The organism is Nocardia arthritidis, assembly GCF_011801145.1.
Lineage (GTDB): Bacteria > Actinomycetota > Actinomycetes > Mycobacteriales > Mycobacteriaceae > Nocardia > Nocardia arthritidis_A.
Map to the genome: position 1 here is coordinate 9,495,098 of NZ_CP046172.1, position 15,921 is coordinate 9,511,018.

Here is a 15,921-nt window from a genome sequence, read left to right on the forward strand (position 1 = left end):
GGATGGCCACAGGGGTGGGCCTGCGCATCGCTGAGGACGGGTGCACGGCGTCGATCGTGTCCGACGGCGACGAACCGCAGTACATCGTCCGCGACGCGGTGCTGTACATGTCCGACGACGGCGACGCGGTCCTCGGTGGTCCACCGCCATCGGGACATTCGCGTCCGATCGGCGGATTCGTCGCCGCGGTCGGCGATCCGACCGGAATCAGCGTCGACGACGGCGAGGCGTATCGCGCCGAAGACCTGATGGCGACGGCACTGTTCTGTCTCATCAACCTGACCGCGGAACATTTGACCGGATCCGCCGAGTTCTATGCCACCCACCCCGCATCGTGGCCGCCGGAATATGTGCAGGCGCTGCGGGAGGCCATGGACTATCTGGGCCTGCGCTCGGTGGTGCTCGTCAACGAGGGCGACCTACCCAGTAGCACCGATCCACTTGCCGCGCTCGGCGCGGGCGGCGCCGCCGATATCGGACAGTCCTTCGCCTATGACGCCGCGCGCGCCGCGCTGACCGCGGTGCTGGCGACCCCGGCGGGCGCGACCCCGCCGGATCCCACCACCGCCGAGAATTCCACCCTCGACACGATCGTCTTCCCGGCCATCTCGAATACCGATCGGCCGCAGGCCTATTCGGCGGCCATCCCGGTGGCCGAGCCGGTGGTGACCGAGGCCGTCCCGGCGCCGACCATCGCCGAGCCGATCACACCGGCCAAGAATCGCAAACAGCTGCCGCTGCTCATCGGCGCGGCCGTGGTAATCGGTTTGGCGCTCGGCGGCGTCGGCGTCGCCATGCTGCTGCGCAACAGCGGCGATACCCCGGTGCCACCGATCAAGGACGCGCGCTCCGAGGTGACGGTGACGGTGCCCGCACCGCCGCCGTTCATTCCGCCACCACCGACGACGACCCCGCCGACCACGACGCGTCCGCCGGTGACTCGCGAGGTGGTACCGGATCCGACCACGACGACGCCACCACCTCCGCCGACCACCACTCCGCCGCCGACCACCACCACGGCGCCGCCGACCACCACCTACCCGTGGCCGACCCTTCCGCCGCGACCGACCCGGACCCCGCGACCGACGCCGACACCGTTCGATCCGTTCCCCGATGGCCCCCCGCAGCTGGAGATCCCGGGCCTGGGCTGATTTGGTAGCGCCGGACCCGGGTTTGTGCCCTAAAGTGGTGCGCTGACCGGTGTTGTTGTTGGCGTTAACGAACATCCGGTCGTCAGCTGGATCATTGGCTGTGTGCAACGGTTTCGGGCGGGGGCCGTGGCGTACGGATGAGCGGGCACACCGTGCCGACGAAGGGACTTCATGCGCAAGTTGGTGGCGCGTCGCGCCGCGGTCAAAGCAGCCACGCTCGCCTCGACCGTTTTCCTGGCCCCCTTGTTCGGTATCGGACCCGCCCAGGCGGATCCCGTCGCACCCACCCAGCTGAACGAATCGAATCTGCCCCCCGAACTCGTGCAGGCCATCGCCCGCGATCTGAAGATGACCCCGGCGCAGTATCTCGACCGCGCCGCCAAGGCACAGCAGCTCAGCGACTACGCGCGCGGATTCCGTTCGGAGCGGCCGGATTCCTTCGCGGGCGCCTGGCTCACCCCGGACGGTAAACCGGTGGTCGCCGTCACCACGGCGGACGCCGCCCGCATCGCCACCGCCGACGGCTACCAGACCAAGATGGCCCCGATCTCCGCGGACAGCCTGGAAAGCTCGCTGACGCAACTGAATCAGTGGGTGTCCACACTGCCGCGCGAACTGTCCCAAGCCATCAACAACGTCGCGATCGATTTCCTCAACAGCCAATTGGTGTTGAGCCTCGCCAACACCCCGGCCGGGCACGTGCTCAACCTGCCCACGCTGATCGCCAACATCAAGGTCATCCTTTCGCCGAACGGCGGCGGTCCGGTCGAGCACCGGCCGATGGGCGGCGACACCTACATCAGCGCACCGACCTCGCTGCAGGATGCCGAGCTGAAGACCGTCGACGTCTGCTCATTCGGTTTCAACAGCGTCGACGCGGCCGGTAATGCGCTGAATATCAGTGCGGGACACTGCAATCCGAATATCGACAAGGCCAACGACCAGGCCTCGGTCTACCTGCCGAACGTCAGGGACGTCGCGGCCAGCCCGGAGCTCGGCACCTTCGTCCGCGCCAAGCTGGGCGGGCAAGGCGCACTGGACTATTCGGTGATCAAGCTGAACGACCGCGCGGTGCGGGCGGGTATGGATCAGCCGTCGGTGCGCGGCGCGAACGGCACCACGCTGTCCATCACCGGCATCGCCGACCCGGTGACCGGCGCCCCGGTCTGCAAGTCGGGCCAATCCTCCACCTTCACTTGCGGTTTCGTCGTCGCCGATCGAGTGGAGACGCAGCTGTACACCGCGGAGGGCGTGAGCAAGATCGTGCGCGGCTTCGCCAGCTCGGCCTGCACCCTCGGCGGCGACAGCGGCGGCGCGATCGTGTCCGGCACGCTGGCCCTCGGCATCACCAGTGGCTCCAACGCGGCCGAGGCGCCGGATTGCAACGAGGCCAATATGGCGCTGGCGCAGTACGGCGGCACCGCGACGCTCGGCATCCCGATCCGCGCGATCCTCGCCGATATCGACGCAGGCTCCGGCGGCGGGCTCGGCAGCGGCATCGAGGTGCGCACCCGGCGTGATGTCGGCTGAATCGGGCCGTGACGGGCAATACGGACAATTCGCTTGGACGCGGCGTCCGAATAATCCGCGCACTCCCGAAACCGCGCCCTGAGATGAGTAGGCATACCGGGCGGAAGCCCATATAGTCTGGTCATGCTCCTGCCACGTATAGGTCAGTTCCGATCCGCTGCGCGACAGACCAGGATCCGAAAATCAGTGATCGCCGCTTCGGCGGCGATCCTGCTGTTCGGGCCCACCGCGGCAGTAGCGAACGCACAGCCGGATCCGGCCCCCCAACTGCCGCCGGAACTCATCACCGCCATCACGCGCGACCTGAAGATCTCACCGCAGGAATACCTGCATCGCGCGGATGTCGCCCAGCAGGTCGCGGCGTTCGGCACCACGGCGCAGCGGCAGTACCCGCAGGTGTTCGCCGGCTCCTGGCTCGACGACGCGGGCAAGGCGGTCGTCGCGCTGGCGCAGGGCCCGGGCAGCGACGAGGCCCGAAAGGCCGCGCAGTCGGCCGGATTCGAGGTGCGCAACGTCGCCAAGAGCGAGATGACGCTGCGTGGTGAGAAGAGCGCGTTCGAGCAGTGGCTGAGCGGACAGCCCGCCGAGGTCGCCTCGCAGGTGCGTGGCGCGGTCATCGATACCGTGAACAACACCGTCGCCGTGCGCGTCGACAAGTCGGGGCTGCCGATGCCGAGCTTCATCGACCCGGCCCGGGTCATCGTGATGCCGGCGCCGCCGCAGGCGGGCGAGCCGATCGCGGCGGCCATCGCCAGCGCGTCGAACCTCGGCCCCAAGGCCGCGGGCGACTCGTACGCCTCGCTGATGGGCCGCCTGCAGCTGCGCTGCTCGCTCGGCTTCAACGGCACCCTCAACGGCAGCACGGTGAATATCAGTGCGGGGCACTGCAATCCCGATCTTCCGTCGGCGGGCGGCGATAATGCGGCCGCGGTCGTCGCGCTGGTGACCGATAACAGCGGCCCGCGGGTCGGCCAGTTCCAGAAGTCGGTGCTCGGCCAGCAGGACTACTCGATCATCAAGATCAACGACGAGTTCCGGGACAGCTTCTCCAACAACCTGGTTCGCGTCCCGAACGCCGCACCCATCGCGCTCGGCGGCGTCGCCGTTCCGGTGGTCGGCGCTCCGGTCTGCAAGTCGGGCGCGCGCACCGGCTTCAGCTGCGGCGTCATCAACGCCGTCGACCAGACCGTCCAGATCGGCGACCGGCAGCAGACCCAGAGCTTCTCGGCCAACATCTGCGCCCTGCCCGGCGACAGCGGCGGCCCGGTGGTGACCGGTAATCTCGCCCTCGGCATCTCCAGCGCGTCATCGGTGGCCGACTACCCGATCTGCGAGATCCCCAACCTGATCGGCGCGCTCACCGGCAACGTGCCGCAGCTGTTCGCGCAGCCGCTGAACGTCGTCCTCTCGGACAACCCTGGTCTGAAGGTCAACGGGAGCTGATCCGCCAGTCGTCGAAAAGGCCGGTCGCCCTTGTGCGATCGGCCTTTTTGCTGTCACTTTCCTGTCAGCCGGCTGACGGGTGCGGCATCCTGGATTGCATGTGTTTGGTGTTGATCGGCTGGCGCGCGCATCCGGACTATCGCTTGATCGTGGCGGCCAACCGGGACGAGTTCTACACCCGGCCCACCGAATCCATGCGCTGGTGGCCGGAGGTTTCCGGATTGCTCGCCGGGCGCGATCTCGGCGCTGTCGGCCGGGCCGCGGGTGAGCCGCCGGGCACCTGGCTCGGCCTGCGCGGCGAGGTCAACAGATTCGCCACCGTCACCAATGTGCGCAACCCGAATGATGAACGCCCCGATGCCCGTTCGCGCGGCGCACTGCTGATGGACTTCCTACGCGGCAGACCGGCGGGCGAGTTCCCCGGCCCGGAGAAGTACGTGCTCGACATCGCCAGGGCCACCGACGAATACAACGGTTACAACCTGGTGGTCTCGGATCTCGAGACGCTGTGGTGGTATTCGAACCGGGCGATGACGCCGCCCCGCGAGCTGCTACCCGGCTGCCACGGACTGTCCAACGGCGCCTTCGTCGGCTCCCTGTCCAACCCGGAATCGACTGCACCGCAGCCCATCTGGCCGAAGGTACGGGCGGGAGTCGCCGGGCTGCGGGCGGTGATCGAATCCGATCCCGGCAATATCGACCGCTATTTCGAGGTGCTCGCCGACCGCGCCGAAGCGCCCGATGATCTATTGCCGCACACCGGGATTCCACTGCCGCGCGAACGCGCGCTCTCGGCCCGCTTCGTCGCGCACGACCTGCACGGCACGCGCGCGAGCACCGTCCTACTGGTGCGCAACGACGGTTCGTATCTGATAGCCGAGCGATCCTTCGAGCGGTTCGGGCGCGCGATCGGTGCCGAATCCTTTTCCGGTCGACTCGATCTGCCGAACTGATCAGCCAGGCCGGGTTATGGCAGGCCAAGCACAACCAGGCCTTGAATTTAGTACGGATTCGGATAATCTGGATTCGTGAAGTCCGGATCCGTAGTAGATGAGCCGCTGTTGCTGGCATTGCAGCGGGCCACTCATGCCACCATGCAGGAGTTATCCGCGGCGGTGGTCGATCTGGACGTGACCGATTCGGAGGCCAACGCCCTCGCCAACCTCACCGATGGCGGTCGCACCGTTTCCGAACTGGGCGCGGGTATCGGTATCCGCCCGACGACACTCACCGGGGTGCTCGATCGCTTGGAACGCAAGGGGCTCATCACCCGGGGGATCCGCCGGGGCGACCGGCGCGCCGTACTGATCGAGCTCACCCCGGCGGGAGCCGCCGCCGCGGCGGATGTCCGGCAGGCGATGGCCGAACTGGAAACCCGTTTGCTGGAAGGCCTTTCGGTGCGAACGATCGATGAAGCGCGGCGCGTACTGAAGGCGTTGACCGGATCGTGACCGCCTTCGACGATCTACTGGCCGAGGTGCCGGCCACGGCCGAGCGCTTCGGTCATCGCGAACACGTACACCTCACCTGGCTCGCCGTGCGGCGGTTCGGGCTTCCCGCGGCAATTCCCCTAGTCAGCGACGGCCTCAGGAACACGGCCCGGTACGCCGGGGTGCCGCGGAAATACAACGCGACGGTCAGTCGAGCATGGGTCCTCCTGGTCGCTCACCATCTGCAGCAGACGCCGGTCGATGATTTCGACGAGTTCATCGACCGCAATCCCGGCCTGCTCGACAAACGCCTGCTCATGCGGTTCTACCTGCCCTCGACACTGGCGAGCGCCGCCGCGCGCGGCGGCTGGGTCGAGCCCGACCTGGCGCCACTTCCCGCCGCTTGAACCGCTTCGGTTGCCGGCGGTAGTCGATTTGTCGTCAGCCCATTGCGGTCCCGAATGTTGTCCATCAATTGCGGGCAGGTGACATCAGTTTGCTACGCTCGGCCGGACGGTGCGGGAGCGCGCCGTCTCGCACCGGCCAACGGCCGGGTGATGCACCGATGCGGACCCTCCGGGAGGGCAGATGGAATACGACTGGTCAGCGGCGGATCTGGCCTTCCGGGACGAGGTGCGCGCCTTCCTCGCCGCCGAGCTGACACCCGAACTGCGGCGGGCCGGGCGGCTGGCGACGAGCGTCTACCCGGATCACGCGGCCAGCATGGAATGGCAGCGGATTCTGCACGCGCGCGGCTGGGCAGCGCCGGCATGGCCGGTCGAATACGGTGGCTGCGCATGGAGTCTGACCCAGCACTACATCTTCGGCAGAGAACTGGCGCTGGCCGGTGCGCCCGCACTCTCGCCGATGGGTATCAGGATGGTGGCTCCGGCCATCATCGCCTTCGGCACACCTGAGCAGAAGGCATACTTCCTGCCGCGCATCCTCACCGGGGAAGTCTTTTTCTGCCAAGGGTATTCGGAGCCGGAGGCCGGATCCGATCTCGCGGCGCTGAGCATGGCGGCGATCCAGGACGGCGACGACCTGATCTGCACGGGCAGCAAGATCTGGACGACCCATGCGACGGAAGCGAATTGGATCTTCTGCCTGGTACGCACCGGGCGCGACGGCAAGAAGCAGCAGGGCATCACCTTCCTGCTCATCGATATGACCACGCCGGGAATCGAAATCCGCCCGCTCGTCATGACCTCCGGCGAACAGGTGCAGAACCAGGTCTTCTTCGACAACGTCCGGGTGCCGAAAAGCAATGTGCTCGGCCGGATCGACGACGGCTGGACCGTGGCGAAATACCTTCTGGTGCATGAGCGCGGCGGAGCCGCCGCACCTTGGTTGCAGGTGATGGCCGCCGATGTGGCCGCCGCGGCGGCGGAACAGACCGGGCCCGACGGAAACCCGCTGATCGACGACCCGTCATTCGCCGCGCGGCTGGCGGACGCCAGGATTCGCACCGAGGTGCTCGAAGTTCTGGAGTACCGAACGATTTCCGCGATGGCCATGGGTGAGAATCCCGGCCCCGCCTCGTCCATGCTCAAGATACTCGCCACCGAGTTGAGCCAGCGGCTCACCGAACTCGCACTCGATGCCGCCGGTCCGCGTGGCCGGGTCTACCAACCGCACGTCACCGCGCCCGGCGGGCCGATCGCCGAATACACCCCGCCCGCCGACGATTACGTCAGCGGCGCGCCGTGGCAGGCGGTCGCGCCGCTGCGTTACTTCAACGACCGGGCCGGCTCGATCTACGCGGGCAGCAACGAAATTCAGCGAAATATCCTCGCCAAGGCAGCATTGGGGCTCTGATGAACTTCACCCTTACCGACGAGCAACGGATGCTCCGCGACGCGGTCGCCGGATTCCTCGGCGCCCGTTACGAATTGACGAAGAGCCGGGCGGCGGTGAAATCCGCGGCGGGTTGGGATCCGGCGATCTGGCGTGGATTCGCCGACGAGATCGGCATACTCGGCGCCACGCTGCCCGAGCGGGTCGGCGGCATGGGCGGCGGGCCGATCGAACTGCTGGTTATCGCCGAGGAACTCGGACGCGCGCTGGTCGTCGAGCCGTTCGTCGACACAGTCGTGCTCGGCGCGGGGCTGCTCGACCGGTCCGGTGGCGCGGATGACGTACTGCGGCAGATTGTTTCGGGCTCGGCCCGGGTCGCGTTCGCGGCGCTGGAGCCCGGTTCCGGCGATATTTTCCACGATGTGTCGACCACCGCGCGGCGCGACGGCGCCGAGTGGGTGCTCGACGGCACGAAGATCGTGGTGACCGGCGCGCCGATCGCCACCCACCTGGTCATCGCCGCACGCACCTCCGGGGCGCGCCGAGATCCGGCCGGAATCTCGTTGTTCCACACCGTATTCGACGCGGCGAATCCGCCGGCGGGTGTCGAGGTGCACGCCTATCGCACCATCGATGACCGCGTCGCGGCCGACCTGGTTTTCACCGGCCTGCGCCTGCCCGCCGAGGCGCTGCTCGGCGCCGAGGGCGAGGCCTGGCGGGTCATCGAGCCGACCATCGACGACGCCATCGCCGCGATCACCGCCGAGGCCGTCGGCTGCATGCGAAAAGTGTTGGCCGACACCGTCGAATACACCAAGCAGCGGCACCAGTTCGGCCAGCCCATCGCCGGCTTCCAGGTACTGCAACACCGCATGGTCGACATGTACCTGGAACTCGAACAATCCGTCGCCGCCGCCTACCTGGCCGCGAACTCGCTGCGCACCGCCCAACCCGCCCGCGCCCGCGCCATCGCCGCCGCCAAGGTCACCGTCGGCCGCGCCGCCCGCTTCATCGGCCAGAACGCCGTCCAACTGCACGGCGCCATGGGCATGACCGAAGAACTCGCCATCGGCCACTACTTCAAACGCCTGACCGCCATAGAACGCGAATTCGGCCCCACCCCCCACCACCTGACCCGCTACGCGGCCCTGACCAGATAACGCTGGCGAGTTCAGAACTAGTTCTGACATACTGGCCACATGGGCGCTACAGCGACATGGTCGGAATTCCTGCGGGACCCGAACCGGGTGATCGAAACGATGGAGGCGGACGGTTCGGTCACCCTGGTTCGCCGGTCGGCGCCGCCTGTGCGCTTGTCCGATGCGGATGCCGCCGTGGCCGCAGAGGAGACGCTGGGCGCGCTCACACTTCTGCTATCACTGGCACTCGACGATGACATGCTCACCAAGTTGGTCAGCAAGCTGACCTTCGCCTTTCCCTGGATCGAACTTCTCCCGGAAACACAGCGCCCCGAGTTCGTCGCGGATTTCCTGCATAACGCCAGAGCCGGTTTCGCCATCGGTCGCCTCGATGTGCTGACAGCAACCCTGGCCGCGTGGCGCGATACCGCGACCGCGTACGCCGACAGCAGGATTCGGGTCGATGGTTCCGATCTGCACTACCTGGAAAACGCGGTGCCGGTACCGGATCCGAAAGGCGATGAGTGACCAAGCGCCGGGAGGTAGCACGCCCGCTCAAACGGACCGAGTACGAGATCGTCTTCATTACGAACGAAGCGCAGAAAGGCTGGACCGACTGTCTCGCGGCGGCACGCAATGCGATGGTCGAGGCCTGGGAGGCTCTGACACGAGCTCCGGTGACCACATCGGCGCGGCTCTACCCCCTGAGAGGGGAACTCAGGTACGGCACGTACCAAGGTCAGACCTACGAGCGTTACCAATACAAGTTCACTGACGGAGGTCGGCTCTGGTACTTCGTCGAACACGCGCAGAAAGGCGATAAGACCGCCGGTCGCGTGCTCCTGGAACGCTGCCTTCCAGGGCACCCCAAGGAGACCGAGTAGCACTGCCGACAAGCAATCGAGCCCGGGTCCGTTGGACGGGCCCGGGCTCGATTATCGATTCGGTTCAGTTCTTGCGGCCGGGGGCCTTGGCGCCGGACTTGAAGCCGAGGCCGCCTGGTTTGGCGGTCGGTGGGGTGACTTCGGTGCCGTTGCCGTTACTGGGTTGATCGGGTTCGGTCGCCGAATCCGCCGGGGGCGCAGGTGTTTCCGGGGCCGCAGGCGCTTCCGGGGCGGCCGGGGTGGCCGATGCGCCGGGAGCCTTCGGCCCGGGGCGCTTGAAGCCGGACTTCATGGCCAACCCCTTCGGCGCTACCGTCGGCTTACTTTCGGTCGAAGCCGGTTCGGCGGCAGCGGATTCCGTGGCGGAGGACGGCGGCTCGGCCGCCGATGGCGCGGAGGTCGGCTCGGCGGCCGGGGCCTTCGCACCCGGAGCCTTCGCGGCACCCTTCATGGCCAGCCCACCGCCGGGCGCCTTCGCACCGCCCTTCATCCCAAGCCCCTTCACCGCGGGGGCCTCGGAAGGGGTTGCGGCCGGGGCGGATTCGGCGGCGGGCTCCTTCGTGCCCGGAGCCTTGGCCCCACCCTTGAGCCCGAGCCCACCGGGAGCCTTCGCCGGACCCTTCATTGCCAAACCCTTGACCGGAGCCTCCTCGGTCGGAGCCTCGGCCGGCTTCGCACCAGGAGCTTTCGCGGCGCCCTTCATCCCGAGACCACCACCGGGCGCTTTGGCCGCGCCCTTCATCCCCAGGCCACCCCCCGGCGCCTTCGCGGCACCCTTCATGCCCAGACCACCACCGGTCGGCGCGGCCTTGGGCGCCGCGGGCGTCTCGGCGACGGGTTCCGGCTCGGGCTCCGAAACCGGTTCGGGCGCGGCCTTTTTCGGCTCCTGCACCACGGTGAGGTTTTCGGTGAGCTTGGCCGGTTCCACCCGCTCGATGGCATCGAGCATGAGCTGGGCGACGTCGACGACCTCGACGCCCTCGCCCTGCCCCTTCTCCTGCCGCGCGGTGACGCCGTCGGTGAGCATGACGCGGCAGAACGGGCAGCCGGTCGCGATCTTGGCGGGCGATGTGGACAGCGCCTCATCCACCCGGTCGATATTGATGCGCTTGCCGAGCTGCTCCTCCATCCACATGCGCGCACCACCGGCGCCACAGCACATGGACCGCTCACCGTGCCGGGGCATCTCCACCAGCGTGGAACCGGACGCGGCCATCAGTTCGCGCGGCGCGTTGTAGACCTTGTTGTGCCGCCCGAGGTAGCACGGGTCGTGGTAGGTGACGTTCTGCGATACCGAGGCCACCGGAACCAACTGCTTCTGCCGCACAAGGCGATTCAGCAGCTGGGTGTGGTGCACAACCTCATACGTTCCGCCCACCTGTGGATATTCGTTGTTCAGCGCGTTGAAGCAGTGCGCACAGGTGACCACGATCTTCTTGCGGTTCTGCTCCACACCCTCGAACACCGAATTCAACAGCTCGATGTTCTGCTGCGCCAACTGCTGGAACAGGAATTCGTTGCCCGCGCGCCGCGCCGAATCGCCGGTGCAGGTCTCCTCCGCACCGAGCACCATGAATTTCACACCGGCGGTTGCCAACAGCTCGGCGACGGCCTTGGTGGTCTTCTTCGCCCGGTCCTCGTACGCGCCCGCGCAACCGACCCAGAACAGGTACTCGTATCCGTCGAAGCTGTCCGCGTCCTGCCCGAAAACCGGGATCTGGAAGTCGAGTTCGTTGATCCAGTTGAGCCGGTCCTTGGCGTTCTGGCCCCACGGGTTGCCCTTGTTCTCCAGGTTCTTGAACAGACCCGCGAGCTCGGACGGGAACTCCGATTCGATCAGCACCTGGTACCGGCGCATATCGATGATGTGGTCGACGTGCTCGATATCCACCGGGCACTGCTCGACGCACGCACCACAGGTGGTGCAGCTCCACAGCACCTCGGGATCGATGATGCCGTTGGCCTCCACGCCGCCGACCAGCGGCCGTTCCGCTTCCGCCTTCGCGGCGTCGGAAATCTTGGCCAGCGCGGCCTCGTTCGGCTTGCCGTCGGCGTCGACCAGGCCGATTTCGTCGCCGCCCATATCCTTGCGGCCACCGGCCAGCAGGTAGGGCGCCTTCGCATAGCCGTGGTCGCGCAGCGACATGATCAACAGCTTGGGCGACAACGGCTTTCCGGTGTTCCAGGCCGGGCACTGCGACTGGCAGCGACCGCATTCGGTGCAGGTGGTGAAGTCCAGCCAGCCCTTCCAGGAGAAGTCCTCGATGCGACCTGCGCCGAAGGTGTCGTTATCGGGGTCGGCGGTCTCCATATCGACCGGCTTGCCCTTGGACATCATCGGCTTCGCGGCGCCGAGCGCGACGTCGCCGTCGTCCTCACGCTTGAAGTAGATGTTGAAGAAGGCCGAGAGCCGGTGCCATGCCACACCCCAGGTGACGTTGCGGCCGACGAAGTAGAGGAACGCCATGCCGGAGACCAGCTTGATGAACGCGAACACCGACACCATCGACTCGTTCGCGGGCAGCAGCTCGGAGATCGGCCCGCTGACGAAGTCGGTCCAGTGGTATTCGTCCTTCAGCGCGAGCACACCGGCCTTCACCCCGATCATGCCGATGCCCTCGAGCAGCACGATGGTCTCGATGACGTAGGCGGGCGCGAACTTGGATCCGGTGAAGCGGGACAGCCGCTCGGGCACGCGGGGATGGTTCAGCTGGCGGATGGCGATGAGCGCCACGATGCCGACGACCGTTGCGATGCCGAGGATTTCGTCGCCGAGGTGGAACCACCAGGTATCGCCGATGAACGGCCATGCGAAGGTCGGCTTGAAGGTCTGCCCGTATGCCTCGAACCAGAATTGCATGCCGGCCAGGAAGCCGATCATCACCAGCCAGTGCGCCCAGCCGACGGTGCGGAACTTGTTCATGCGGGTATGCGCGATGAACTCGATCAGCATCTGTTTGAAGCGCGGAAAGAACGGCCGCCAGCGATCGGGCGCGGGCTGTCCGACTCTGATGGCGCTGACGATTCTCCACACGCCGCTGATGAACGCGGCCCAAGCCACCAGGCTCAGCAGCGCCCCAATCGTGCCCAGCGTCACTGTCAGGGCATTCATGTCGCGACCTTTCTTTAGAGGCAACACGAGTCGTTGCGGGGCGGCCTCGGCGCCGCCCGATTGGCTCGTATCCTAACTGGCGGTAAGTTACCCGCCAGTAACTACCCCACTCCATCGTACGATCGGCGGTTCGTCGCAGCCCCCTCTTCCTGGGGCTTGACCCTTTTGCACGTTGTGATCAATATCACGCAAATCGCGCCAATCCATGCGCGCCACAGCTGTTCACCACCGTAAACGGCGCGCACCCCGACACCCTCGCTAAGGATCGCCTTAGTCAGCCGAATTGCATTGAATCTGTTACAGATCTCGCATCGAGGTCTCCATTCGATTACGCTCACCTCGTTTTCTGTTTGCTGTGTCGTACCCACCACTGCTCGGGGAGGTCCGGGGCCGAATCGCCCTGGGTTGCATGAGTTCTCGCGTGGCGGTACGGCTCCCGCGGACAACCTGATGATGGATTGGAAACTGAATGAAACTCCGCAGCACCACCGCGGCTGCCGTGCTGGCCATCGGCGCGATGACCATCGGCTTGGGGTCCGCGTACGCTGAACCCGCTGCTCCAGCCGCCGATCCCGGCGTCAACTACTCCGTCAAGCTGGTGGACAAGACGGTCGTCGCGACGCTCAAGGGGGGAACCTTTTCGCTGACCGAGCAGGACGGAGCCACTCCCGAGAGCCCCAAGACCCAGATCGCGAACGTCAAGGACGCGAAGGGCGCGACGCTGGTCTCCTTCCCGCTCGATTACAAGATCACGGGTACCGACGTGCCAGTGAAAGCGGTCGCGAAGAACGACGGCGCCGTCTTGGAGATCACCCCGGAGAAGCCGGCCAACCTGCAGATCGTCAACCAGCCACTGCAGGTCAAGGAGATCGCGTCGCCGGTTGAAAACCAGCGTGCGCAGAACGAATTCGCCAGCAAGTTCGGCATCGCCACCGCCGTCGGCGGCTTCGTCGGTACCGCCGTTGGTGCGATCATCGGCTGTGTGGTGACCTTCATCGCTGGCTGCATCCCCGGTCTGCTCACCGGCGCCGGCGTCGGCGGTATCCTCGGCACCATCGCCGCGGGTGGCCCGACCCTGGTCGCCGCGGGTATTGAGCTGCTGAACACCCTGCAGGCGCCGGACGGCACCACCCAGTGGGCGGACAAGCCGGCGGGCCAGAACTGATCTCGGCCTAGAAACCAATACAAGAAGCGGCCTCTGGCATTGCTGCCAGCGGCCGCTTCTTTGCACAGGCATCACATAAGGTCGCCGCCACTCCAGTTGTCCATCGCCCAACTGGAACTACTCGAACCCAAGGCATCCGTCGCGGCGGAGATCCATATCCCGACGAAACGATAGTTGACACCCTTGGAAACCACATTGGCCGTGTCGGTCCACGAGATACGTTGTGTACCGGCAAGGTATGCCTGATAAGTGTTCCCCACAGCGGTCACTCGCAGTTTTGTTCCCGGTGCGATAGTGAGCCCGTTGGTCTCTGCACGCACCGTCGACGCGGTGAGGCTGTTCAATGTGACAATTCTGATCCCAGTCTCCGTCGCGACGACGGTGACCATCGGTCCGTCACCAGCTCCGGCTCGAAGTACCACTCCTGCGTACAACGAGCCGGATTGATCACCTGCCGGAGCTGCCAAAGTGACTGCGACGTCTTGGTCATCCGATTCACTCGGCGCCGACCATCTCGCCACATAGGAGACGCTGGAATTGGCACCGCCCGCGTACGGACTGTCGGCTTTGTTGCCAGCGATCACCGGAGCGTGAGATCCGATAGCCACCCAGTTCGCACCCAGTGCGCCATCAGCTCGATTGAAATTATCGGAGAACCGAACGCCACCTGACCAGATGGCACTGTCACCAAGTGAAATCTTCTTCACCGCAACAGATCCCACACTCACCGACTTGACCTCCACCCCGCCGATCGAACCCAGGTTGATCCCAGGCATCTCACGCCGTCCTCATGTAGATGGTGTTGGCGTCCTTGGTAGGGATCGCGTTGTACTCCGCCTCGGTGCCCACCCAAAGAACCAGGGTTCGCGGCCCCGTTTTGTCACTCCCGGACAATCGGCCCACCGCCAACTTCGCCAGCGGCACACCACCATCGGCGAGTTTGCCACCCGACACAGATCCGTCGGCGAGTTTGGAATTGGTAACGGCACCGTCGGCCAACTTGCCGCCGGTCACCGCGCCATCGGCAAGATCCGCGCTCGGTATACCTGATGCAGGTCTCACATATCTACCGTTGATCGCGGCATTGGTCTCATCGGCGAACGTGGGCTTGTTGCCGATCGCGGCCGCGATCTTGCTCAAGGTATCGAGCGCGCCGATCACTCCGCCACGCAACGTACTGACGGCCCCTGCAGGCTCCTTGCCGTCCAAAGCCGTTGTCAGCCCGGAGATATCGGCGATCGAATGGCCGTGGCCCGGCTGGCTGGCCGTCTCCGCCTTGCCGAGTGAATTACGAACCGGAGCCGCAAGCTTGGCGGCGGTTACGCTGCCGTCCGGCAAGCCTGCCCCGGCAGCCGCATCAGCCCAGCGCTTCGCATCGGAAGCAGACGCGGCAGCATTCGTCGCAGAGGTCTGTGCCTGGTCACGCCAGGACGCGAGCGAATCCACCTCAGGCAGTGGAACACTCGGTAAGTCACCAGAGTCCCGAGTGAAGGTCAACATCGCGCCGACCCGGCGGACACCGGTAACCGCATCACCTGCGGGCCCGCGCTCACCCTGTGGGCCGCGGTCTCCCTTCGGACCGAAGACGGGGATCAGCATGCCGCCCGACGGCAACTCGATCGGACCGAGAATCGGCACAGCGGGCGGATTTCCGATGAGACTCATCGCGGCTGCCCTCGCTTCACGGCCCCGTAGCACAGTACCGTCTCATCGGTCGGCGTCACGTTCTTGTCCCGGTATATCAGACGGTAACCGAGCCGGTTCGGAACAGCGTCCGCCACCTCCGATTGCACTCGAATCGAGGCCGTGTCACCGGTTATGGCGAACTGCCACTTGTCACCCCAGCCACCGTTGGGTCCGTTCCGAAATTCGAGATAGAGTTCCACATTCGTTGGGAAAACACCGTTCTCCCAACGATATCCCCATTTGAAGTCGTCGCCGGATATCAGGTTCAGCGCCCGGACCGGTGCGGTACGGCCGATCTCATCGGTCACCGTGTGCCTCCTCCTCGATCGCATAGCCGCCCAGTAGTCCGAGCGCCATTCGGTACGCACCCTCCACGTATTCGGAGGTGTCCGGTTCGTCGTGCAGGACAAAGGATCCCGGTCCGCGCAGCATCGAATTCGTTGCGGCGGATCCGGATTCCGTCGCGGCCACAACTGCCACCTCGGCTGCCTGATGGGCATAACGCGGCTGGATCCAAACCGTCACATACTCGTGCGGTACACCATTGAACTGCTGCGGAGGATCGAGTCGATAGCAACGGGCCG

The 15,921-nt window shown here is 65.9% G+C and carries 16 protein-coding genes; 11 read left to right on the forward strand and 5 right to left on the reverse strand.

Going from position 1 to position 15,921, the window contains the following annotated elements:
- Positions 1–2: 2 nt before the first annotated feature.
- From F5544_RS43200 to F5544_RS43245, 10 genes are all read left to right on the forward strand, one after another.
- Positions 3–1,151, forward strand: coding sequence for a hypothetical protein (locus tag F5544_RS43200; protein WP_238846960.1), 1,149 nt, complete (start codon positions 3–5; stop codon positions 1,149–1,151).
- A 171-nt stretch (positions 1,152–1,322) separates the two neighbouring features.
- On the forward strand, positions 1,323–2,681 hold the full coding sequence (locus F5544_RS43205) for a S1 family peptidase (RefSeq protein ID WP_167478481.1): 1,359 nt from the start codon (positions 1,323–1,325) through the stop codon (positions 2,679–2,681).
- Positions 2,682–2,867: 186 nt separating this feature from the next.
- Entirely contained in the window at positions 2,868–4,124 is a 1,257-nt protein-coding gene (locus F5544_RS43210) for a S1 family peptidase (protein ID WP_238846961.1), read from the forward strand.
- 98 nt (positions 4,125–4,222) lie between these two features.
- Positions 4,223–5,077 (forward strand): NRDE family protein, encoded by an 855-nt coding sequence (locus F5544_RS43215; RefSeq protein WP_167478483.1) that lies wholly within the window; start codon positions 4,223–4,225, stop codon positions 5,075–5,077.
- Between the two features lie 75 nt (positions 5,078–5,152).
- Entirely contained in the window at positions 5,153–5,575 is a 423-nt protein-coding gene (locus F5544_RS43220) for a MarR family winged helix-turn-helix transcriptional regulator (RefSeq protein ID WP_238846962.1), read from the forward strand.
- Complete coding sequence (locus tag F5544_RS43225; protein ID WP_203217472.1) at positions 5,572–5,961, forward strand: hypothetical protein; 390 nt, start codon at positions 5,572–5,574, stop codon at positions 5,959–5,961. Before F5544_RS43220 ends, F5544_RS43225 begins: the two co-directional genes overlap by 4 nt.
- Positions 5,962–6,142: 181 nt before the next feature.
- Entirely contained in the window at positions 6,143–7,372 is a 1,230-nt protein-coding gene (locus F5544_RS43230; protein WP_167478484.1) for an acyl-CoA dehydrogenase family protein, read from the forward strand.
- Positions 7,372–8,511, forward strand: coding sequence for an acyl-CoA dehydrogenase family protein (locus F5544_RS43235; protein ID WP_167478485.1), 1,140 nt, complete (start codon positions 7,372–7,374; stop codon positions 8,509–8,511). The genes F5544_RS43230 and F5544_RS43235 overlap by 1 nt, the downstream gene beginning before the upstream one ends.
- Before the next feature lie 39 nt (positions 8,512–8,550).
- The gene (locus tag F5544_RS43240) at positions 8,551–9,018 is read left to right on the forward strand and encodes a hypothetical protein (RefSeq protein ID WP_167478486.1); all 468 of its coding nucleotides are present in this window, start codon (positions 8,551–8,553) and stop codon (positions 9,016–9,018) included.
- Positions 9,015–9,374: a hypothetical protein gene (locus F5544_RS43245; RefSeq protein WP_167478487.1), complete on the forward strand. Its 360-nt coding sequence runs from the start codon at positions 9,015–9,017 to the stop codon at positions 9,372–9,374. Before F5544_RS43240 ends, F5544_RS43245 begins: the two co-directional genes overlap by 4 nt.
- Positions 9,375–9,438: 64 nt before the next feature.
- Here F5544_RS43245 and F5544_RS43250 read toward each other — a convergent pair whose 3' ends face one another.
- On the reverse strand, positions 9,439–12,486 hold the full coding sequence (locus F5544_RS43250; RefSeq protein ID WP_167478488.1) for a (Fe-S)-binding protein: 3,048 nt from the start codon (positions 12,484–12,486) through the stop codon (positions 9,439–9,441).
- A gap of 469 nt (positions 12,487–12,955) precedes the next feature.
- Here F5544_RS43250 and F5544_RS43255 point away from each other — a divergent pair, with 469 nt between their 5' ends.
- Complete coding sequence (locus tag F5544_RS43255; protein ID WP_167478489.1) at positions 12,956–13,651, forward strand: hypothetical protein; 696 nt, start codon at positions 12,956–12,958, stop codon at positions 13,649–13,651.
- A gap of 71 nt (positions 13,652–13,722) precedes the next feature.
- On the opposite strand, the gene F5544_RS43260 is transcribed toward F5544_RS43255, so the two are convergent.
- Genes F5544_RS43260 through F5544_RS43275 form a run of 4 tightly spaced genes read right to left on the reverse strand, consistent with a single transcriptional unit; the run spans position 13,723 to position 15,808 of the window.
- Positions 13,723–14,427 (reverse strand): DUF7257 domain-containing protein, encoded by a 705-nt coding sequence (locus F5544_RS43260; protein WP_167478490.1) that lies wholly within the window; start codon positions 14,425–14,427, stop codon positions 13,723–13,725.
- A 1-nt stretch (position 14,428) separates the two neighbouring features.
- Positions 14,429–15,316, reverse strand: a complete 888-nt coding sequence (locus tag F5544_RS43265; RefSeq protein WP_167478491.1) for a phage upper tail fiber protein — start codon at positions 15,314–15,316, stop codon at positions 14,429–14,431.
- Positions 15,313–15,645 (reverse strand): DUF7264 domain-containing protein, encoded by a 333-nt coding sequence (locus F5544_RS43270; RefSeq protein ID WP_167478492.1) that lies wholly within the window; start codon positions 15,643–15,645, stop codon positions 15,313–15,315. The genes F5544_RS43265 and F5544_RS43270 overlap by 4 nt, the downstream gene beginning before the upstream one ends.
- Entirely contained in the window at positions 15,635–15,808 is a 174-nt protein-coding gene (locus F5544_RS43275; RefSeq protein WP_167478493.1) for a hypothetical protein, read from the reverse strand. Before F5544_RS43275 ends, F5544_RS43270 begins: the two co-directional genes overlap by 11 nt.
- Positions 15,809–15,921 lie beyond the last annotated feature (113 nt).